This is a genomic window from Pseudomonas sp. BS3782 TE3695, from assembly GCF_050435305.1.
In the GTDB taxonomy this organism is placed as follows: domain Bacteria; phylum Pseudomonadota; class Gammaproteobacteria; order Pseudomonadales; family Pseudomonadaceae; genus Aquipseudomonas.
The window spans coordinates 4,803,374-4,823,863 of record NZ_JBNDKB010000001.1; the positions used below are offsets into that span (position 1 = coordinate 4,803,374).

Genomic DNA, 20,490 nt, shown 5'->3' on the forward strand with positions numbered 1-20,490 from the left:
TCCCTCTCATGCCCGGTGATCCGCCGCCGGCGTCCATTGCCACTGCATCACTTCGGGCATGTCTTGCCCGTGTTCGATGAGATAAAGCTTGTGCTTCTCCATCGTCGCCCAGTAACGCGCCCGGGCAGTCTGGAGCTGATCGTGTAGCCTGGGCACGCGTTCGATGACATCCAGCGCCAGTTGATATCGGTCCAGGTTATTGAGCACCGCCATGTCGAACGGCGTGGTGGTCGCCCCCTCGTCCTTGAAGCCGCGAACATGAAAGTTTTCGTGATTGGTGCGCTTGTACAGCAGTCGATGGATCAGCGCGGGATAGCCGTGGAAGGCGAAAATCACGGGCCGGTCGACGGTGAACAGTTCATCGAATGCGTTGTCCGCCAAACCATGGGGATGGTGGTACGACGGTTGCAACACCATCAGATCGACGACATTGATCACCCTCACCCGCAAATCCGGCACGTATTCGCGCAGCAAAGTGACCGCGGCCAGGGTTTCCAGGGTCGGCACGTCGCCGGCACAGGCCATGACCACGTCTGGGTCGCTATCGTCCTGGCAGGCCCAGTCCCACCGTCCGATACCAACCTGGCAATGACGAATCGCCGCATCGATATTCAGCCATTGCCATTCCGGTTGCTTGCCGGCCACGATCACGTTGACGTAATTGCGGCTTCTGAGGCAATGATCGGCCACCGACAAGAGGCAATTGGCGTCGGGCGGCAGATAGATCCGGACCACGTCCGCGGTCTTGTTCGCCACCAGATCAATGAACCCTGGGTCCTGATGGGAAAAGCCGTTATGGTCCTGGCGCCAGACATGGGACGTGAGCAAATAGTTGAGCGAGGCAATGGGTTTGCGCCATGGCACTTCAGCGGCGGTTTTCAACCATTTGGCATGCTGGTTGAACATCGAGTCGACGATATGGATGAACGCCTCGTAACAGGAAAACAGCCCATGCCGGCCCGTCAGCAGATAGCCTTCGAGCCAGCCTTCACACACCTGTTCGCTGAGAATCTCCATCACCCGGCCATCGGCCGCCAGATTGACGTCGTCGACGCCCAGCGGCTCCATCCATGCCTTGGCGCTGACCTCATACACCGCGTCCAGCCGGTTCGAGGCGGTTTCGTCCGGACCGAACAGACGAAAATTGCTCGACGTCAGATTGTCTTTCATCACGTCTCGCAAAAACGCGCCCAGCACCCGTGTCGCTTCCGCACGCAGACCACCGGGCACCTCGAGGTTTACCGCATAATCGGTGAACCGCGGCAGCTCCAGCGGTCGTAACAGCAGCCCACCGTTGGCGTGGGGATTGGCACTCATTCGCTGGTGGCCGGTTGGCGCCAGGGCGGTGATTTCGGGCAGCAAGGTGCCATTGGCGTCAAACAATTCGTCAGGGCGGTAGCTGTAGAGCCATTCCTCCAATTGCCGCAAGTGCGTGTGTTGCTGGAAATCGGCCAGCGGGACTTGATGCGCGCGCCAGGTGCCTTCGACCCGACGACCATCGACGAATGTCGGCCCGGTCCAGCCCTTCGGCGTGCGTAACACCAGCATCGGCCATAAAGGCCTCTCCGGTGTCCGGGTTTGCGGCCGTTGGCGCGCGATCCGCTGAATTTCCCGAATCTCCAGCACCATGGTGTTCAGCGTTCTGGCCAGGGCTTGATGAACCTCTGCCGGGTCATCGCCCTCGACAAAATACGGATCGTAGCCATAGCCATACATCAAGGCCGATAACTCCTCCTCGGTGATGTTGGAGAGCACGGTCGGGTTGGCGATTTTGTACCCGTTCAGATGCAAAATCGGCAGCACAGCCCCGTCACGCGCCGGGTTGAGGAACTTGTTTGAGTGCCAGCTGGCCGCCAACGTCCCGGTTTCGGCTTCGCCGTCGCCAATGACACACGCCACCATCAAATCCGGATTATCGAACGCGGCGCCGTAGGCATGGGCCAGGCTATAACCCAACTCGCCTCCTTCATGGATCGACCCCGGAATCTGCGCCGACACATGGCTGGAAATACCGTAGGGCCAGGAAAACTGCCGAAACAGTCGGGTCAAACCATTGGTGTTGCACCCCACCGACGGGTTGAATTCGGTGTACGTCCCTTCCATGTAGGTCTGAGCCACGACTGCCGGGCCGCCATGCCCGGGGCCGGCGATGAAGATCATGTTCAGGTCATGGGTCGTGATCAGGTGGTTGAGGTGCGTGTAGATCAGGTTCAACCCCGGCGTCGTGCCCCAATGCCCCAGTAGCCGTGGCTTTACATGCGCCAGCGTCAGCGGCTCCTTCATCAGCGGGTTATCCTTGAGGTAGATCTGCCCCACCGCCAGATAGTTGGAGGCCCGCCAGTAGGCATCCAGTCCTTCCAGTTGCTCGGCACTCAAAAAATCGTTCATGACGTTCTCCGCGAGGGGCTCGGTACACCGATAAACATGCGCCAATTCTGGGAGTCTGCAATGCGCAAGACTTGATTTACATCAAGTCTTGCGCCGGCCGCCCCGTCTCGATGAGGACGACCTTTTCCCGCTCGTCGATTGCCTTTGTAAACGCCCGATTGAAGTTGCGATCAGAACTATCCTTTACCCCACTGTCAGGGGGCTACGGCGATGCCCGAAATACGGCCATATCAACATCATTATCTGAAGGCCGCGTGCTCCAACTGCAGCGTCCTGGAGTTGTGCCTGCCGATCGGCTTGACCGGCCAGGAGGTCGAGCGGCTGGATACCCTGATCGTTCAGCGGGTAAAGGTTAAAAAAGGCGCAGCCCTGTACCGGGCCGGTGATCCGTTGCGTTCGCTGTATGCGGTACGCATCGGTTCATTCAAGACCAGCATGCTGTCGATCGACGGCCGCGAGCAGGTGACCGGTTTCCAGATACCCGGCGAGATGCTCGGTCTGGATGCCATCAGCGACGATCGGCACACCTGCAGTGCCTTTGCCCTGGAGGACAGTGAAGTCTGCCCCTTGCACTACGCACAACTTGAGAAACTCGCTCACGAACTGCCCTCACTGCAACACAACATGAACAAGCTCCTGAGCCGGGAGATCGTGCGTGATCACAGCTTGCTCATGATGATGGGCAACATGAACTCCGATGAACGCCTGGCGGCCTTCCTGCTGAACCTGTCGCAACGGCTGAGCATTCGCGGGTATTCATCCCGCGACTTCGTGCTGAAGATGCGCCGGGAAGAGATCGGTTCGTATCTGGGCCTGCGTCTGGAAACCATCTGTCGGGGCATCGCTCATCTGCGGGATCTGGAGTTGGTCGAGATTTGCGGGCGTAACGTCAAAGTCCTGAATCTGGATGGGCTCAAGCAATTGGTCGCTGGCTGTCACCGACAGTCGCCCCCCTGACGCCTCAGGAGCATCGGCTTTTGGAGAATCGTCATGCGCGCCATGGTTTTGCATGCCCCCGGCCAGCCGCTGCAACGGGAGGAGCGTGCCATCCCGATACCCGCCACGCACCAACTGTTGGTCAAAGTCCTGGCCTGTGGTGTGTGCCGTACCGATCTGCATCTGGTGGACGGTGAACTACCGCAAGCGATGCTGCCGCGGGTGCCGGGCCATGAAATCGTCGGTGAAGTGACGGCGGTGGGTGCCAACGTCGCACCCGACTGGGTCGGTAAGCGCGTCGGCGTTCCCTGGCTCGGCTGGACGTGCGGTGAGTGCATATTCTGTCGCTCGGGCCGGGAGAACCTCTGCGATCGCGCCCGGTTCACCGGCTGTCACCTGGATGGCGGCTATGCTGAGTACACCGTTGCCGACGCCCATTTCTGTTTCCCCATCCCGGACGCACTCTCGGCCGCCGAAGCCGCACCGCTGCTGTGTGCCGGGCTGATCGGTTTTCGCGCCTTGCAGATGGCCAAAGGGGCGCATCATCTGGGTCTTTATGGCTTCGGCGCGGCGGCGCATCTGGCCATTCAGGTGGCACGGGGCCGGGGGCAACAGGTGTATGCCTTCACTCGGCCGGGCGACAGCGAGGGCCAGGCCTATGCCCTAACCCTGGGCGCCGAATGGGCAGGCCCCTCGGATCAACCGCCGCCGCACCCGCTCGACGCCAGCCTGATCTTCGCCCCCGTCGGTGCACTTGTACCACGGGCGCTGGAAGCCACCGTCAAGGGCGGCTGTGTGATTTGCGCGGGCATCCACATGAGCGACATCCCCAGCTTCCCCTATCGCCTGCTGTGGGGCGAACGCAGCCTCCGTTCGGTGGCCAACCTGACCCGCGAGGACGGCACGGCGTTTTTTGCAGCGCTGCGTCATACGCCTGTGCACAGCGATGTCACTTGTTTCGCCCTGGACGATGCCAATCAGGCACTGGCAAGCCTGCGGGCCGGTCAGGTCAAAGGCGCGATTGTGCTCATTCCCTGATCGGTGATTTCTGTTTTTTTCAACGGTATCCGCCAACAACGCTAGGCTTACAAACAATGTGGTGATCATCGCCATTTTGCAGGGAGCGCAAAAATGGAAATCATTAACCGTTGGCAAAACCTCTCTCTCAAGGTGGTCCAGAGAGGAATGCCGCAATGAAACTTTCCAATCATTACAAATGGACGGCCCTGGGCGTCATTGCGTTGACCCTTTTCAGCGTATTGATATTTTTGCTGATCAAATCCTATTCCCATGACACATCGACCTACTTCGAGTCGCGCGACTTCGTTCGTCAACTCAAGCAGTTCGATGCCAGCTGGAACGTGAAAATTCTGAGAGCAAAAATCGGCATGAACAACAATCTGCTTCTGGTGGCGCATCCTGAAGCAGAGCAACGCTGGCAGCAGCTCGACGACCTCAACACTGCCGGCCCGCTTTCGATTCTTTGGCAATCCCGACGCCAGGGTTATCTGGATGCGGTGGAAAACAAAACCCGATTGGTCGAACAATTCAAACAGCACAACACGGTGTTGCGAACATCACTGGATGCCCTGCCTGAACAGGAAGATGACATTCAGGCATTACTGGACAATAACAACAATCAGGATTTGGCCGCCGCCTCAAACGTATTCGATCTCACGCTGGCAACTCTCGAGTACGCCCTGTATGTATCCCGTAACAAAGCCGACGAGATCGCCCATCAACTGAACGAACTCAATGAATACATCGCTCAACTGCCCCTTGATCGGCGCCAGCCTTTTACTGCATTTGTCGAGCATATAAACGCCATCGTTCGAGAGCAGCCTGTCGTCAATGACCTGCTTGATCGCATCAGTGTGATTCCGGTCGCACAGCAATTGGACAGCATCAATGAGTTATTGAACGAGACACAACGGCGCGCCGGTGCGACCTACCGCCAATATCACCTTTATCTGGGCATATGCGCCGGCATCATGGCGCTGCTGTTGTTGTACCTGGCCGCGCGCCTGATTCGCAGTTATGCCCTGATCAACAAGATGAACAATGAGTTGCAAACGGCAAACGAGCGACTGGAGCAACGTGTCGAGGAACGCACCCGCGAGTTGATCGAGGCCGAGCGCGAACTGGTCGATGCCGCACGTATGGCCGGCATGGCAGAGATCGCGACCAATGTGTTGCACAACGTCGGCAATGTGCTGAACAGCGTTAATGTTTCGGCAGATTTGATCACCCGCAAACTGGCGGTCAGCAAAACCCTGGGCCTGGGTAAAGCGGTCAACATGATGAACGAGCATGCCGAAGATCTGGGGCAATTCATGACCTTCGATGAAAAAGGCAAACTGCTTCGCGGTTACCTCAATCAACTGGTCGACTCCATTGCGGCCGAGCAATCGAGCATCGTTGACGAACTGTCACAACTCACCAAAAGCATCGATCACATCAAGGACATCGTGTCCACTCAGCAGGCCTATGCCGGCGCCGCCAGGCTGGTCGAACCGTTGAACGTCGTCGATCTGTTTGAGGATGCGTTACGCATGAATTCCGGTGCGTTGAGTCGCCACCATGTCGTCGTCACCAAGGACTACCAGGACACGCCGGTGATCATCGGCGACAAACACCGACTGCTGTTGATCCTGATCAACCTGATCAGCAATGCCAAATATGCGATGTCCAAGGTCAGCGACCGCCAGCGCCATATGACGCTAGGCGTCAAGATTATCGATAACACAACACTGCGCCTCAGCGTAGAAGATCAGGGCGAAGGGATCGCGGCCGAGAACATGACCCGCATCTTCAATCACGGCTTCACCACACGCAAGGAAGGCCACGGTTTTGGCCTGCACAGTTGTGCGCTCGCGGCGGTGGAGATGAACGGCCATCTTCGCGTGCATAGCGATGGACCGGGCCACGGAGCGGTTTTCATGCTGGAGATTCCGCTGGAAACTGCCGACGCATTGCCGACCGCTGCGGTCCTGCAATAAGGTCGCCCCGCCAATACCCGTCAGGCCGGTGCAAAACCTGTGGGAGCGGGCTTGCTCGCGAAGACGGCAGCACAGTCAACATTGATGTCGTCTGACACACCGCCTTCGCCGAGCAAGCCCGCTCCCACAGGGATTCCCGCCAACGGGCCTACCCCACCAAGGCCATCAACTGTTGACGCTGCGCATCCGTGAGCATCGGGCCAAAACCGGCACCGGCGTTCTCCGCCATGTAGCGCGGGTTGCTGGTGCCGGGGATGACACAGGTCACCGCCGGATGAGCCAGCAGGAACTTGAGCGCCAGCTGCGCCCAGCTGTTGACCTCCACTTGCGCTGCCCACCCCGGCAGCGGTGTGCCTTTCAATCGAGTGAGCAAGCCACCGCCGCCAAATGGCCGATTACAGATCACCGCCACACCGCGCTCACGGCACAACGGCAGAATGCGCTTCTCGACGCCGCGGTCGTCCAGGGCATAGTTGATCTGCAAAAAATCCATCGGCTCGGCTTTCAACACCGCTTCCACTTCGTCATACGCCGACGCCGTGTAATGGGTGATGCCGATATAGCGGATGCGCCCTTCTGCCTTCCATTGGCGCAGGGTGGGCAGGTGGGTTTTCCAGTCCAGCAGGTTATGAATCTGCATCAGGTCGATACGGTCGGTCTGCAACAGTTTGAACGACTGTTCCATCTGCGCGATGCCTTCTTCGCGACCACGGGTCCAGACCTTGGTGGCCAGAAACGCAGGCGAACGAGGCTGATGGATCGACAGCAACTCACCGGTCGTCTGCTCGGCGCGCCCATACATCGGTGAACTGTCAATCACCGTGCCGCCCTTCTCGAACAACGCGCTGAGCACGGCGGGCAGTTGCTTGTAAGCGGCGTCGGAAGGCGCGACATCAAAGCCGCGATAGGTGCCCAACCCGACCATGGGTAACGGCTCGTTGCTGGAAGGAATGGCTCGGGTCAGCATGTTCTTGCCTCCTGTTTCCGTCGACGGCGCCGATGCAGCAAAGGCCCGGTCGAAGGTGAAGACCGCCGAAACACCGGCAGCCAGCGTAAGTAGTCTTCTACGCGTGAAGACAGCAGGATCGGTCATGGAATTCCCCCTGGCTGTTCATTCATGGTTGCCCTTTGTTCTTGTCGTCTGGCCAGCCACAGACATAACCAGCCCCACAGCCCGGCGAACGGCACGATCACCACCGCCACCAGACCAAACCCCGCGCCCAGTGCGGTCAACCCGGCGGAGAGCCAGCCACTGGCGGCATCACCGCCGCGATACACCAGGGTTTCGATCACATTCTTGGCCTTGTACTTTTCCTCGCGGCTCACCACCGTCCATAACACTTCTCGCGCCGGGCGCACGATGGCGAACTCCACGGCGCGGCGCAGCCCTTGCGCCAGCGCGACCGTTGCCGGCACGGGCGCCAGAGCCATGGCGCTAAACGCCACAATCGTCGCCAAAGGCAACGCCACCAGCGCCCCGCCGATACCGATCAGGCGGATCAATGGCGCAGTCAGCAGCAGTTGAAACAGCAACGTCAGCGCCGACACGATCAAATCGACGACGGCGAAGAATTGCGTCCTGCTAGCCACATCAGCATAGCTGCCAGCGACGATTCGTCCCTGTTCGAAATACAGCAAGGTCGCGGCACTGGTGTGCAGCAACATGAACAGCACCAGCCCCATCAAGTAACGCGAGCGCAGGATCAGTGTGATCCCGGCCAGCATGCTGCCGCCCATGCGCCGCTCATCCAGCCAGCGACTGCCAGACTGCGATGTGGTGCGCGATAACAGCGCCCGATAGCAGCGCACCGCACATTCCAGCAACATGGCCGCCGCGACGGTCAACGCCACCGGCCCAAGCTTTGTGGCCATGGTCGCGGCCAGCAACGGCCCGATGAACGTGCCCAAGGTGCCACCCGCCGCAATGAAACCGAACAGCCGTCGCCCTTGCTCGCTGGAAAAGCGGTCAACCAGCACGCTCCAGAAAATCGAAACGATGAACAGGTTGTAGATGCTGATCCAGACGAAAAACACCCGCCCAACGGTCACCGGCGCGATGCGCTGAGCGATCAATACGCCAAACACCAGCATCGACAAGGCGATCAAGCGATAGATCAGCGGCACGAAACGCATGGCAGGCAGCCGCGAAACCAGCGCGCCGAACAGCGGCACCATCACCAGCATCACCACGAACGTGGCGGTGAACAGCCACTGCAACTTGTCGGCACCGCCTTCAAGGCCCAAGGCATCGCGCAAGGGTCGCACCAGGTAATAACTGGCAAGCACGCAGAAATGGAAGGCGAAACCCAACATCAGGGCCGTTCGTTCGGAGGGCAGAACCTTGACCCCTTTCAGCACGTCGGTGGCCGTCATGGGACGGCGCCCGGATACAAGCGTCGAGTCTTGGACATCGGTGCGCTCCCGTACCGCAACTGTCGATGTACTACACTCTGACGGCGCTCAAGCGATAGCCGTCGTCAGGCCAGAGCAGTCCATGTCGTTCACTAAACTTAGCCGAATGTCGCGCACCCTGATGTCTCTCTTCGCATTCGTTGCCGTTGCGTACCTGGTGCTCTGCGCGGCGCTGTTCGTCTTTCAGCGCGCCCTGATTTACTACCCGCAACCCCGCGCCATCGATGCGCCCGAAACGCTGCTGACGTTGCAAGTCGCCGATGCGCAAGTGCTGGTGACCGTCAGGCCGCACGATGGCCCGAAAGCGTTGATCTATTTTGGTGGCAATGCCGAGGACGTTTCCCGCAACCTGCCCGATTTTTCCCAGGCCTTTGCCGATCATGCGCTCTATTTGCTGCACTACCGAGGCTACGGTGGCAGTTCCGGGTCGCCGTCCGAGGAGGCGATTCAGCGCGATGCCATGACCTTGTTCGACTTTGTCTACAACACCCACCCCACCATCGCCGTGGTCGGGCGCAGCCTGGGTTCGGGCGTCGCCGTGCGCCTCGCCAGCCAACGCCCGGCCTCGCGGCTGATCCTGATCACGCCCTACAACAGCCTTGAAGACCTCGCCGCCCGCCAGTTCCGCTGGTTCCCGGTGAAGTGGCTGCTGCGGGACAGGTTCGAATCCTGGAGATACGCCGCTCACATCACCGTACCGACGCTGATGATTGCCGCCGAGCACGACGAAGTCATACCGCGCTCAAGCACAGACGAGCTCTACACCCATTTCGCCAAGGGCGTGGCCACGCTGCAGGTGATACCGGGCACGGGCCACAACTCGATATCCGAAAGCCCGCTGTATCTCCAGTTGCTGGGTTCAGCGTTGTGAGTCAGGTATAGGCCAACAGTCGGCCGCACAGCACCACCGTGACCCATAACCCCATCGAAAGCACTGCCTGCACTTTGGCCATGGCAGGTGCCGCAATGCCTGTATTCCATTGGGCGACTGAACGGTAAACACCGACGTGAAAAAGGGCTGCATTGAGGCCCGCCGTCGCGATCAAGCACAACTTCAAAATGAAAATATTGTTGGTGGCGAAGTCATGGGGATGGGCCGTAAACATCATCAGGCCGGCCGGTACGATCAACACCAGGGCAGCAACGGACCATCTCAGCAGATGGCGAGCCAACGCCGTCACCGGGATATCTTTAGACAGGCCAAGCACCCGCAGATCGAACATGAACACCGAGCCGACCAGCACCACGAAACCAATGATATGAACCACCTCGACGATCGGGTAAAGCCACAACTCACTGCGCATGGCCAGCCCGAGTCGCGAGTCATCCAGCCAGTCCAGCCAACTTTGCGGACCTGTCCCCGCGCCGGCACTTGTAGTGTCCATCAGCGCAACTCGGTGGTTTTATCGCCGACGGTGATGCGCTCTGCTCGCAGTTCTTCGGGTTTGTTTCGATTCGGATAACCGACCACGGTCGCCGCCGTACCGACACTCAGCATGTCCTTGGACAGCCCACGATTCTCCATGCGCGAGGGTGGTGCCAGAACGATGGTCCACGTCTTGTCGGCTGTTTTGAGCCGCAACAGCCCGTGCGGATGGGAATAACCGGACTCCTCGATGGTTCCGTTGAGCTGCATGGAGTTGCTCGAATCGTACTCACTCCAACCGTGATGAGCGAACGCCGCAGTGGCCACCAGTAGCGATGACAGTCCGATGCTTCTGAGCAAGACTTTCATGATGCGGTTCTCCTGTTGCAGTCATTGATTAGCGTCAGTCGTGTCGAGAACAGCGGTGCCCGAACAACCGATCAATCGTCGCCGTCGCATTTGACCTCTTTCTTGTACTCATCCCGCTTGGCTTCGATCTTGACCTTGCAGCCACGCTCCCGGTACTCGTCTTTCCACTCGCCACGACGCCAATTGGCGCCGCGGCCGTTTGGGCATTTGATTTCTTCCTTGTATTCATCGTTTTTGGATTCGACCTTTACCTTGCATGGCCCATCCCAGTATTCGTCCTTCCACTCGCCCCCCTCGCGCCCGCCTCGCCAGTGATCCGCTGACGCCGGCGTCAAGATGACTGAACTCATCGCAGCCACCATCCACATGCCCAGCATGGGTCTCGCGCTCATTTCACTTCCTCTGCAATTAAAGACGATATGCCTGCTGCTGATACGACAACACTTTGCCGCAGGTTTCTCCAATGGCGGGACGAAACCGTGGGCTGATCGTCGGAAACGAAACGCCTTATCTACGTTGATCACTGGGTTCTGATTGGTCAGCAGCCTGCTGACCAATTCTGCCGGCCTCACTCAGGCAGTTGGGCAGCAGCCTGCTGCCCAATTCAAAAGTCTCAGCACTGCTGCGACTATTTCACTCACGGATAACTAAACCCCTTAACCAACGTCAACTCCCCCACCGCCCGCATCGGCACCAGGAACGTTTCCATCTTCTCGTTCGGCGTCCCCTCTTCCGTAATCACCGTGATGTGCGCCGTGGTCAGGGCCTGCACAGCTTCCTCCTGCCCCTCCTCATCACTGCGATACCCGCCACCGTAGTAGTTCACGTAGACCTGGTATTGGCCCTTGATCGGCGCCGGCATGGCGAAGATTTCCGGGCCGTAGCCGGTGGTGACGTCGACGTCGAGTGCGCCGCCGTTGGCCGCGACGCGGTCGCCGTACCAGATGTGGCCGCCGTCAGGCGTGACGACATGCAGGTCGAGGTCGGTGCCGTCGCTGTCCCAGGCCAGCAGTACTCGCAACTTGGCCGGGGTGGCGCCGCCGCTGGTGTTGAGGAATTGCGTGCGGTGGCGTTGTTGGCCGTCGGGGCTGCGGACTTCAACGCTGTTGCTGCCGTTGGGGAATGAAAACGGGCGATCGTAGCGGCCGGCGGGGTCGATTTTCAGCGGCATGCTGACGCCATTGACGATCAGCTTGCCGGGCTCATTGCCCTTGGGGGCCGATTTGATCTGACCGGTGATGCGAGCGGTATTGGCCTGCCCCACCGGCGTGTTGACCGAGGACGCCGGGTAATTAACCGTCTGACGAAAGCTTTCGCCTTCGCCTTCGGGCGCGCCTGTGCGCCAGCCGCCGACGGGCGTGTCGAGTTTGACCGCGCTATCGGCGGCGAACGGGGTCGGCCATACGCAAAAGGAACAAAGGAACAGGAGGACCTGTGGGTAACGGAGTTTCATGGCCTATTCCAGCAAGAGGTGGCGGGCGAGCCCTTCGATGTAGGTTTCATCCTGGCCGTTGGGGTGTGCTTCGAAGGCCAGGTGCAGGTATTCGTGGGTCAGGTCGAGGCGGTCTTGCAGCGACAGCACGCCGCGCACGTAGATGCGCTGGCGTTCGCGGTCGACAAAAGGACGGCCGAAGGCCAGGCGGCAGACGGCGAAGGTGTTGACTTCGTTGTAGCCAACCTCGCTTACCAGCCGTGGACGCCAGCCTCGGCGTTGTTTTTGCAGCCAGTCTTGCGCGGCGGGCAATGCGTCGCAGGAAGCGACGGGATTTTCCCAGCGGCTGAGGCTGGCGCGCGGATAAGCGTGCAGCAGGATGGCATCGTAACGTTGACCGGCATTGGCCTGTTCGACGGCTTGCTGCCAGGAGAGCTTGTCCGGCCCCGGTTGGTCAGAGTGATAGGTGACGGTGCTGCCGGCCAGGACCAGATCACTGGTCCACGCGGCGATGTTGCGCGACTCGGTGGCGGCCGGGCGTGGGGCGACGCGCTGTCGGCTGCTGCTGTCGTCGATGCTCAGGCAGTCGCCATTGCGGGTGGCGTTTTGCAGCAGGTAGGTGCGGATCGCGATGCTCAGGGCTTTGGCGGCTTCGGCAGGTTCGGGTCTGGCTTCGCGCTGCAGGACGCGGGCGACGTATTCTTCGCGGTCCAGGCGGGCGACGAGTTTGTCCTTGAGCAAGAACAACTCGCCGTCGCTATGGATATCGAGTTGATTGCCATTGGCGAACTCGACGCGATAGTCGCCTTGCAAGGGCCCGGGCGCTAACACGCGATCCCCCGACATCACGCGTTTCAGCGGATAACGCGCGAACAGGCCGACCTCGACGCACTTCCCCGCCTCGGCGGGCCATGACGAAGGCAACGCCGTCGCCAGTGCCTGACCGTAATTGCGCAAGACCATTTGACTGGTGCCGCGCCCACCGGCCCAGATCGGCGTGCCGTCCGCCGTCCAGCCTGCGAACCCGCCCTGGCGTGATGAAGAGTCCTGATCCCCCAGCCAACTCCAGGTTTTCACCCGCAACCGACCACCGAGTTCGCCCACGACATTGCCGTCAGCCGCATTCAACACCACATCGAGCAAGACCCGCCGCGCCTGATCCTGCGCCGGCATCACGGCCAAGACTTTCAGCAACTCAGCCACCGAAATCCGGGTCTGCGGTTGCAACGACGGCAGGTCCAGCAACCACTCTGGCGCTTGTCTCGCCTGCCAATACTCGCGCCATTCAGCGTCGGCAATACCCAGACGCGCAGGCTCGAAATACAACCCGCAAGACTTCACCAACGCCTGATCGCGCTCAGTCCTGCCGCCCGCGGTGCAGCAATAGACTTCTTCCTTCGATTGCCCGCGACATTCATAAGCCGGTTCCCGCGCGCCGGTGTCCACCAGCCAGCCGTAGACAAACAGTTTCCACAAGCTGCCCAGCGGCGTTTGCAGATCAGCAGGCAATGGCTCACGCGCGATCACCTGAGTGCGGTTCAACGACAGCAGTTCATCCTTGAAACCCAGCCGCAACGGTTCATCCTGCGCGGTCGCCAGCGCAGGCATCAAACACAACAGCCACACCCAAACCAAACGCCGGGTCATGTCAGTGGACCGTGACCTGACCGAGTGCCGGTTTCTGTTCCTGGGCCTGATGCTGAGGCGCATAGACCTGAGTGAAACGCACCGGCGGCAGGTTGAACTGGCCTTTTTGCGAGAAGCGCACCAGATGACGCAAGCGCAATTCACCGCTCAAGGCATCCACCGGGATCGCGTAAGCCATTTGCCCCGGTTCGAAACGGGCCTTCTCCAGCGCGGTCGGCTCGGTGCCGGCCTTGTCCATCAGCTTGATGCCCCACGTGGTGCGCTCGACGTCCGCGCCCGGTGGCAGCGGCACTTCGAGCATGCCGTAGCGCAGTGGTTTTGCGGCTTTGCTGGTGATGATCACTTCGTCCAGGTACAGACTGTCGCTGGACAACGGTTTGGTCCCGACGGCTTCGAGTTTGAATTCGAACGCTTCGTCACCCGGCACCAGACGCGACAGGCGACGAGTGATGGTCACGGCCATCGGGCTCACCGGCGGTTGCTTGCTCTGGAAGCTCAACGCGGCGCGAAGTGGGCGCTCTTGCTCCCCAGTCAGCGACAACACTGCCGGCACGGGCGCAGCACCCTGCCACGTCCAGTACATCTCACCGGTATCACCGTACTTTTTCTTCCAGCCTTCACCCGGCGCCAGTGCGATGGTGGGTGAAGCCTGCTCGATGCTGCGTTGCAGCCAGGTCAGCGCCAAGGCGCGTTCCAGAGTCGATTGCTGTGGCAACAGGCGTTGCAACAGCGCTTGCGCGTGAGCCTGATCGAAGGCTTGCAGCGACAGGTTCAAGGCTTCGACAAACGGTTGGGAACTGGCAGCGACGTGTTGCTGCGCTGCTTCCAGTTGACCATTGAAAGCCTCCGGCAGAGTGACCTTGGCCTGACGCGCCAACGATGCGGTCAACAGCCGAGCGCTGGCCAGCCCCAACGCCGAATCCGGATCGCTCATGACCAGGCTCTCTTCGCCATCGTCCATCACGCTCGCCCCATGACCTTCGCCGGCTTTCACCAGGTCATCGATCAAACCGCTGAGCAGTGTGTTCACCGGCAATTGCATCTGTTTGGCAAACCACAGAATCAGCGCCCGCTGCAACAGCGGCGTGTTCTTCGACTGCTTCGCGTACACGTCCAGCACCCGCTGCCAATGCTCCGGTGGCAGGCTCAGCTCCAGCGCTTTGCTGGCGTGCCAGTCGGCGTAATAGGCGTAAGCAGTGAGGAATGCATCCGGCTCACCGTCATAGCCCCACCAGGTGAAGCTCGCCGACGGGCCGGCCATTTGCACCAACCGCAGGCGGCTGTTCTGCATGATCAAACGCAAGCGATCGCGGATCTGCGGGTTCGACGACAAGGTTGGATAAGCGATGCTCAACGGCAGCAAACGACTGGCGGTTTGTTCGACGCCGCCGTACGGATAGCTCAGCAAATCGTCGAGGGCCGAACGGAACAGCGCTTGCGGGCTGTCATCCAGACGCAGGCGAATATCGCTCGCGTCCGCCGGCAAGGTCAGCGGCGTATCACCGCTGGCCACGTCCAGGCTTTGGCTTTGCGTTACCTGCCAGCCTTCGCCGGTCGCGGTCAGGCGCACGGCCAGGGCATCAGCGGTTTTGCCGTCCTGCACCAGTTCGGCGGTCCACTCGCCATTGGCTACTGTGAATGCGGGCAAGGCGATGTAGTTGATGCCGTTGTTCAAGGTCACCGGCACGCGCTGTTCTGCACCGCCGTAATGAATCACCAGCTCAGCCTTGACCGGTTTCTCGGCCTGACTGAATGCGAACACACCGAGGTCCGGTTTGTCGCTGTTGCGGAATCTGGTTGGGCCGCTCCACTTCAGGTACAGCGGTTTTTCCGAGCGCACGAATTGCTTCTTCTGCCCGACCTGGCCGTCATCGGCAATGGCACGGGCGGTGATGCGCCAGCGGGTCAGCGAGTCCGGCATCTTGAAGGTGAAGCGGGTTTTGCCATTCGCATCGGTGATCAATTCCGGCTGCCACGCGGCGGTGTCGACGTCTTCACGACGTGGCCGCTCCAGTACTTTCACCCCGCGCTCACTGCGGTTGGCTTTTCCCGGCGCGCCTGGGCTGCCCGGCAATGCCACGTCGTAGCTGATGAACGACAAACTGGCGCTGGTGCGCACGTTGTTGCGGCGCGGGTGATAGAAGAACTGGTCGATGGTTGGCGCGACTTCCGGTTGCAGCGCGTAGACCATTTCATCGACCACGCTGACCGTCAGGTGCGCCGGAATCGGCTTGCCGGCGAACTGCGTGGTCAGGTCGACCGACACGGTATCGCCGGGCTGATACGCCTCTTTGTCGGTGGTGATTGCCACATCGATTTGCGGCGCGATCACCTTGATCCCGGCGTTCTGGAAGCTGTACTGACCACCCTTGGTGTAGAGCACAGAGAAAGTCAGGTTCGGCGCAAAGTTGTCCTTCACCAGAATGCGCGCGCGGTATTGGGTGTCGCTGAGTTTTTCCATCTTCAGCCACTCGTTGCCCTTGGACAGCAGCGCTGTGGCCTCGACCTTGTCGCGTTCCAGCGATAACAGCGCATCGATAATCGGCTCGGGGAAAGTGATCAACGCGAGGGCCTCATCGCCAGCCTTGTACTCGGGTTTATCGAGGACAATTTCCACGGTGCCGGGCACGGCTTTGACGCCGTCGCCAGTGACCGAGTGACCGGTCGCGCCAAGCACGCGGCCGTGATCATCTTTCAGCGTCAGGTTGTAAGTGCCCGGACGGTCGAAGGCCAGGGTGAAGCCTTTATCTTTAGCGGCGAGTTTACCTTCGCCAGTGGTTTGATCTTCAAGTCGCACCCAGCTGTAGCTGCTCGGGTTGACCGCTTTGCTCTGCTCGCTGCCCCCTTCGTTGGCATAGCTGAAGGCAACCTGGCTGCCCACCGCGCTGAAGCGCTGAGGCGCGCTCAGACGGAAACTCGCAGCACCGCGATCAATGAGGATTTCCTTGGTGGTCTTGACCCGATACGCCGCGCCATCGCTGGCGAACACGGTGAGCATGTAGCGGCTCGGTTTCTCGGCGGCGGGCAGATCGAGGCTGGCGTTGCCCTTGGAATCGGTGGTCAGTTCGGCGCTGGTCAGCTCCACCGGGAATTGCCCGAGGTATTGCAGCTCGTTATCGACCATCGACAATTGTTGGGCGCGCAGGCTCAGGCTCAACTTGGCATTGGCCACCGGTTTACCGTTCGGGTACAGCAACACCAGATTGCCCTTCACCGGTTCGCCGGTGCGGTAATCCTGCTTGGCCAGGTTCAGGGAAATTTCGAAGTGCGGCTTGATGTATTCAGCGACACGGAAAGCGCTGCTATAGGCCTGATCCTTGTAGCTGAAACGCAGCTCATAGCCGCCCGCCACCGCATTGTCCGGCAACTGGAAACGGCCCTGAGTACCGGCCTTGGAATCGAGCTTCAGCGCCAACGACTGCAGCGCCGTGCCCGTGGCATCGAGCACGGTGACGTTGACGTCGGCAGCGCTCGGCGCCACTGAATCCCGCGCGTTCTTGAACTCGCGACCGACGATTTTCAGCGACACCCAATCCCCCGGCCGATACAGCGGCCGGTCGGTGAATGCATAGAGTTTGGTGTCGTAGATTTCGCTGTCGTAATAGAAGTTCTCGGAGACGAACACCCCGCCCTCTTCGTCCTCGCCGATCACGAATGAACGCTCGGGGCTGACGTGTTTCAGACGCAGCAAACCGTCGGCGTCAGTCGCGCCGCTGCTCATCACGCCCAAGCCGTCGGTCCACAGTACATTGACCTTGGGCACCGAACTGCCTTCGTGTTTGCGCGCGGCCCATACCAGCAATTCATCGCCAGCAATCTTGCTCACGGCCACGGTGTTGGAGACGAAAACCATGGTGGTTGCGCGGTACTTGCCGATCAGCGCTTCCACCAGGTACAGGCCCGGTTTCAGGTTGCCCAACGGGATGTACACATTGCCCGGCGAGACACTGACGAACTCGCTGGAAGAACCGTCCAGGTTCACGCCCTCAGGCGGCTGGATCGGTTTGGCTTGCCACAGCGGATAACGGAATTGACTGACCACCGGCAGGCCCGGAATCAACGCGAATTGCGGCTGTGCGTCGTAAGGCGTTGGCGCGGCGATGGCGGTGCCCATCTTCAGTTCCGGCACTTCTTCGGTGACTTGTTTACGCGACTCATAGGAAAACGCCCGCTGCATCACCCGACGAGATTTGCGGTACCAGTTGTCCCACAAGTACGCGAGGGTGTTCGACAGGCCTTCGCCCTTGAACTGGCCGTCACTGACCACGCGGTGCAGGTTTTTCTGGCGCTTGAGGAAATCCAGCGGTTTGTCGATGCGATACACACGAATGTCCGCGCCGCCGTAAGGCTCCATGCGGAACCGGCGGTAATCGCGGCCCGGCGCTTCGAGGCGAACCATTGCCTGTTCGTCGCTGGCGAAACTGCTGTCGGCCAGCAGGAAAAAGCTTTCACCGGCCACCGGCGTGTAGCCGCTTGGCTCGACGGTGTCTTCGGCGTTGACCGTGGCCAAAGGCGCCAGAAGGGCCAGCAGCAATAGAATTGGAGAGCAAATGCGCAGCATGCGGGCACCGGTCATTGGGAGAGGAAGTTGAGTCGATAGACGCCGATGAAGTTGGGGTTGGCTGCGTCGGGTATCCATCGGGTGTCCTTCCATGTCATGAGTTGTTGCAGGCTTGCGGAGCGCATGCCGTTGTCGGTTGGGGTGGTGGTGCCGGTGTGATAGGCGATGAAGCGGCCCATCCAGATCATCAGGTGCTGGTCGTCGCCCTGATCGAAAAACATCAAGTCGCCGGGCCGGGCCTGGGCCAGATCGCGCCCCACCAGATGACTGTTGAACTGAATCAGTTTGATCGCATTGACGTAAGGCCCGACTTTGCCGCCGCCCTGCTGCCATTGCTGCGCAAGGCTGCGTTGGGCGTCGCTCAGCTGCAGTTCCGGCGGCAGGTAGCGATTGGACAGGCCATTGCTGCGCAGCCATTTGTCGTCATGGACTTTCAGCGCTTCGTTGGCGGCAAACCGCACCAGCCCGGCGCAGTCCTGCTGATACCAGCGCGGGCTCGGGCCTTGGGTCAGTTGTTCCTGGGCGATGCGCACGAACCAGGCGCGGAATACCTGGGATTGCTGCGGGTCGAGCGCGGCGGCTTCGCTGGCAAAGGTGCGAGTCCCCAGCAGCAACGCCAGCAGGCCGAGGCCTCGGATGAGTGCGGTCACAGGGCTTTCCACTCCAGCGGCAGCCATTGCCAGTGACCGTCGGGCTCGCTGCCTTCAGGCAAGGTCAGGGCATATTTGCCATAGCCGCCGAGGGTGCGCAGTTTCGGGATCAGGTAGGTTTGTGCGGCGTTGTAGAACACCGGTTCCATGTCTTGCGGCAGGCTGTCGAGGGTTTCCTGTTGCATCAGCTGCGCCATGGAATCCGGGCCGAAATAGATCGGCATCAGCAGGTCTTTCGGCACGACGTCAGCCATGGGCGGGAAGCGTTTGTCGAGGGTGCCGAGGGCTTTGTCGACCAGTTTGTCGTCCAGGGAGAACAGCAGTGTCGAACCGTGGCGCGCCAGGCTGACGCGCATAAAGGCTTTGCCGGTGATCGCCTCCGGTTGCTCGGCATCCTTGGCCTTGTAGGGACCGAAATTGGAGCTGACCTGGCGTTGCCACTGATGAGTCTGGCCTTCCTGTTTCTCGACCACCGGGAACGCGTGCTCGGCAACGTTGCCTTCGTAGGCGCCGACCATCGAGCCGAACAAGTTGCCCAGGTCGCCGTCGAGTTTGGCGCTGTCATCGTCGTTCAGGCTGGCCACCAGCAGCGGCGTGTACAGCCGCGAATCGGCGTACCAGCACAGGCCGGCGGCACCGGCCATGTGTTCGGTCAGGGCTTGGGCTACGGCGTCGTCGGCGCCGAGTTTCACCAGCAGCGGTTTCTGTTGTTCGGCGGCCAGCGGCAAAGTCACGCAGGCGCTGGCGCCCATCGGCATGGCTTGCCAGATCGGTTTGAAGTCGAAATCTGGCTGGTTTTCCAGTTCGTCCATGGCGAGGAAGCTATGCCAGCCTTTGTCGTCCATGTCGAAACGCAGGCCGGCGAAATTCGGGATGAAGCGCTGGTAACCCATGGCCAGAACGCTGGAATTGACCGAGAGCCGTTGTTTTACCTCAGGCGCGCGGGGTTGCAGACCGAAGGCTTCGGGGAACAGTTTCTCGCCGCCGAGCAGTGCTTCCAGCGATTCGGTCGATACCATACCGGGTTCGTCGACTGGACCGTGGCCGGTGTCATAAAGCTTGGTCGGGTTGGACAGCACCACCAGTTTGTCGCCATGGGAGGCGAACAGCAGCGCTTTGCTGTTGTTGTAGGTGAGTTGATAAAGCGGCACCACATCGCCGGCAACCTTGATTTCAGCCAGCTTGCTCAGCTGCGTATCACCCAGCGCCACTTTCGCCAGCGGCTCCAGCACCTTGGCCAGCCCGCCGCGATCCATCACCAACAGGAAATCCTTGAGACGCCCATCCGCACCGCGCCATAGCGCCACGTCCGCCGGTTGATCGAACAGCTGCTCGATCAGGCTGTCCTGCAACTTCAGGTCATGCTCGTAAATGATCCGCCGCAGACTGCCGATCAAACCGAGACGATCGGCGTGGGCCTGGTAATAGAAGACGAAATCTTCGGTCAGGGTTTCCTTGAGAAATGGCACTGCCAGCAGATCCTTGGGCAACTGGCTCAGGGAGTGGGTTTCGAGCAAACCGTCCGGTCGGCTCATGCCCAGTTTGTCACTGGCCAGTTCCGCAGGCGGAGCCTTGGGTTGGTTCAGAAACCACCCCAACCCGCCCGCCACGCCGGCCACCAGGCACAGCCCGATGACCAGCGCCGGCCAGCGACGGGAAGTGTTGACGGCTGGGGAGACGGCCGGGGAAACAGTGTTATCACTCATGTTCACAAACCCAATTCATCCGTG

General features: G+C 60.3%; 15 protein-coding genes. 4 read left to right on the forward strand and 11 right to left on the reverse strand.

The features are described 5' to 3' along the window. Positions 1–6: 6 nt before the first annotated feature. Complete coding sequence (locus ABH909_RS21590) at positions 7–2,388, reverse strand: phosphoketolase family protein (RefSeq protein ID WP_429436893.1); 2,382 nt, start codon at positions 2,386–2,388, stop codon at positions 7–9. Positions 2,389–2,598: 210 nt separating this feature from the next. Here ABH909_RS21590 and ABH909_RS21595 point away from each other — a divergent pair, with 210 nt between their 5' ends. From ABH909_RS21595 to ABH909_RS21605, 3 genes are all read left to right on the forward strand, one after another. After that, positions 2,599–3,345, forward strand: coding sequence for a cyclic nucleotide-binding domain-containing protein (locus ABH909_RS21595; protein ID WP_429436895.1), 747 nt, complete (start codon positions 2,599–2,601; stop codon positions 3,343–3,345). Positions 3,346–3,378: 33 nt separating this feature from the next. Next, complete coding sequence (locus ABH909_RS21600) at positions 3,379–4,362, forward strand: zinc-dependent alcohol dehydrogenase family protein (RefSeq protein WP_429436897.1); 984 nt, start codon at positions 3,379–3,381, stop codon at positions 4,360–4,362. A gap of 155 nt (positions 4,363–4,517) precedes the next feature. After that, complete coding sequence (locus ABH909_RS21605; RefSeq protein WP_429436900.1) at positions 4,518–6,323, forward strand: DAHL domain-containing protein; 1,806 nt, start codon at positions 4,518–4,520, stop codon at positions 6,321–6,323. A gap of 148 nt (positions 6,324–6,471) precedes the next feature. Here ABH909_RS21605 and ABH909_RS21610 read toward each other — a convergent pair whose 3' ends face one another. Beyond that, positions 6,472–7,416, reverse strand: a complete 945-nt coding sequence (locus tag ABH909_RS21610; RefSeq protein WP_429436902.1) for an aldo/keto reductase — start codon at positions 7,414–7,416, stop codon at positions 6,472–6,474. After that, positions 7,413–8,696, reverse strand: coding sequence for an NTP/NDP exchange transporter (locus ABH909_RS21615; protein WP_429436904.1), 1,284 nt, complete (start codon positions 8,694–8,696; stop codon positions 7,413–7,415). Before ABH909_RS21615 ends, ABH909_RS21610 begins: the two co-directional genes overlap by 4 nt. Before the next feature lie 121 nt (positions 8,697–8,817). On the opposite strand from ABH909_RS21615, the gene ABH909_RS21620 reads away from it, so the two are divergent. Beyond that, a complete protein-coding gene (locus ABH909_RS21620) occupies positions 8,818–9,606 on the forward strand; it encodes an alpha/beta hydrolase (RefSeq protein WP_429436907.1) in 789 nt (262 codons plus the stop codon). Position 9,607: 1 nt separating this feature from the next. Here the strand turns inward: ABH909_RS21620 and ABH909_RS21625 are convergent, their stop codons facing one another. The 8 genes from ABH909_RS21625 to ABH909_RS21660 all read right to left on the reverse strand — a co-directional run bounded on the left by ABH909_RS21625 (position 9,608) and on the right by ABH909_RS21660 (position 20,466). After that, complete coding sequence (locus ABH909_RS21625) at positions 9,608–10,120, reverse strand: DUF6644 family protein (protein WP_429436910.1); 513 nt, start codon at positions 10,118–10,120, stop codon at positions 9,608–9,610. Next, positions 10,120–10,470, reverse strand: a complete 351-nt coding sequence (locus ABH909_RS21630) for a DUF6152 family protein (RefSeq protein WP_429436912.1) — start codon at positions 10,468–10,470, stop codon at positions 10,120–10,122. The genes ABH909_RS21625 and ABH909_RS21630 overlap by 1 nt, the downstream gene beginning before the upstream one ends. Positions 10,471–10,541: 71 nt before the next feature. Further along, the gene (locus ABH909_RS21635) at positions 10,542–10,862 is read right to left on the reverse strand and encodes a hypothetical protein (RefSeq protein WP_429436915.1); all 321 of its coding nucleotides are present in this window, start codon (positions 10,860–10,862) and stop codon (positions 10,542–10,544) included. A gap of 245 nt (positions 10,863–11,107) precedes the next feature. Next, the gene (locus ABH909_RS21640) at positions 11,108–11,923 is read right to left on the reverse strand and encodes a YfaP family protein (protein WP_429436917.1); all 816 of its coding nucleotides are present in this window, start codon (positions 11,921–11,923) and stop codon (positions 11,108–11,110) included. A gap of 3 nt (positions 11,924–11,926) precedes the next feature. After that, the gene (locus tag ABH909_RS21645) at positions 11,927–13,549 is read right to left on the reverse strand and encodes a DUF2300 domain-containing protein (protein ID WP_429436919.1); all 1,623 of its coding nucleotides are present in this window, start codon (positions 13,547–13,549) and stop codon (positions 11,927–11,929) included. Between the two features lies 1 nt (position 13,550). Continuing rightward, positions 13,551–18,125 carry an alpha-2-macroglobulin family protein gene (locus tag ABH909_RS21650; RefSeq protein ID WP_429440053.1) on the reverse strand — a complete coding sequence of 1,525 codons (4,575 nt, stop codon included), beginning with the start codon at positions 18,123–18,125 and terminating at the stop codon, positions 13,551–13,553. Beyond that, on the reverse strand, positions 18,122–18,787 hold the full coding sequence (locus ABH909_RS21655; protein ID WP_256348518.1) for a DUF1175 domain-containing protein: 666 nt from the start codon (positions 18,785–18,787) through the stop codon (positions 18,122–18,124). The genes ABH909_RS21650 and ABH909_RS21655 overlap by 4 nt, the downstream gene beginning before the upstream one ends. After that, on the reverse strand, positions 18,757–20,466 hold the full coding sequence (locus ABH909_RS21660) for a DUF2138 domain-containing protein (RefSeq protein WP_429436923.1): 1,710 nt from the start codon (positions 20,464–20,466) through the stop codon (positions 18,757–18,759). The genes ABH909_RS21655 and ABH909_RS21660 overlap by 31 nt, the downstream gene beginning before the upstream one ends. Positions 20,467–20,490 lie beyond the last annotated feature (24 nt).

Coding starts and splice junctions, on each gene's coding strand:
- ABH909_RS21590 (WP_429436893.1), bottom strand. CDS start 2,388: ATGAACGATTTTTTGAGTGCCGAGCAACTGGAAGGACTGGATGCCTAC.
- ABH909_RS21595 (WP_429436895.1), top strand. CDS start 2,599: ATGCCCGAAATACGGCCATATCAACATCATTATCTGAAGGCCGCGTGC.
- ABH909_RS21600 (WP_429436897.1), top strand. CDS start 3,379: ATGCGCGCCATGGTTTTGCATGCCCCCGGCCAGCCGCTGCAACGGGAG.
- ABH909_RS21605 (WP_429436900.1), top strand. CDS start 4,518: ATGAAACTTTCCAATCATTACAAATGGACGGCCCTGGGCGTCATTGCG.
- ABH909_RS21610 (WP_429436902.1), bottom strand. CDS start 7,416: ATGACCGATCCTGCTGTCTTCACGCGTAGAAGACTACTTACGCTGGCT.
- ABH909_RS21615 (WP_429436904.1), bottom strand. CDS start 8,696: ATGACGGCCACCGACGTGCTGAAAGGGGTCAAGGTTCTGCCCTCCGAA.
- ABH909_RS21620 (WP_429436907.1), top strand. CDS start 8,818: ATGTCGTTCACTAAACTTAGCCGAATGTCGCGCACCCTGATGTCTCTC.
- ABH909_RS21625 (WP_429436910.1), bottom strand. CDS start 10,120: ATGGACACTACAAGTGCCGGCGCGGGGACAGGTCCGCAAAGTTGGCTG.
- ABH909_RS21630 (WP_429436912.1), bottom strand. CDS start 10,470: ATGAAAGTCTTGCTCAGAAGCATCGGACTGTCATCGCTACTGGTGGCC.
- ABH909_RS21635 (WP_429436915.1), bottom strand. CDS start 10,862: ATGAGCGCGAGACCCATGCTGGGCATGTGGATGGTGGCTGCGATGAGT.
- ABH909_RS21640 (WP_429436917.1), bottom strand. CDS start 11,923: ATGAAACTCCGTTACCCACAGGTCCTCCTGTTCCTTTGTTCCTTTTGC.
- ABH909_RS21645 (WP_429436919.1), bottom strand. CDS start 13,549: ATGACCCGGCGTTTGGTTTGGGTGTGGCTGTTGTGTTTGATGCCTGCG.
- ABH909_RS21650 (WP_429440053.1), bottom strand. CDS start 18,125: ATGACCGGTGCCCGCATGCTGCGCATTTGCTCTCCAATTCTATTGCTG.
- ABH909_RS21655 (WP_256348518.1), bottom strand. CDS start 18,787: ATGGCTGCCGCTGGAGTGGAAAGCCCTGTGACCGCACTCATCCGAGGC.
- ABH909_RS21660 (WP_429436923.1), bottom strand. CDS start 20,466: ATGAGTGATAACACTGTTTCCCCGGCCGTCTCCCCAGCCGTCAACACT.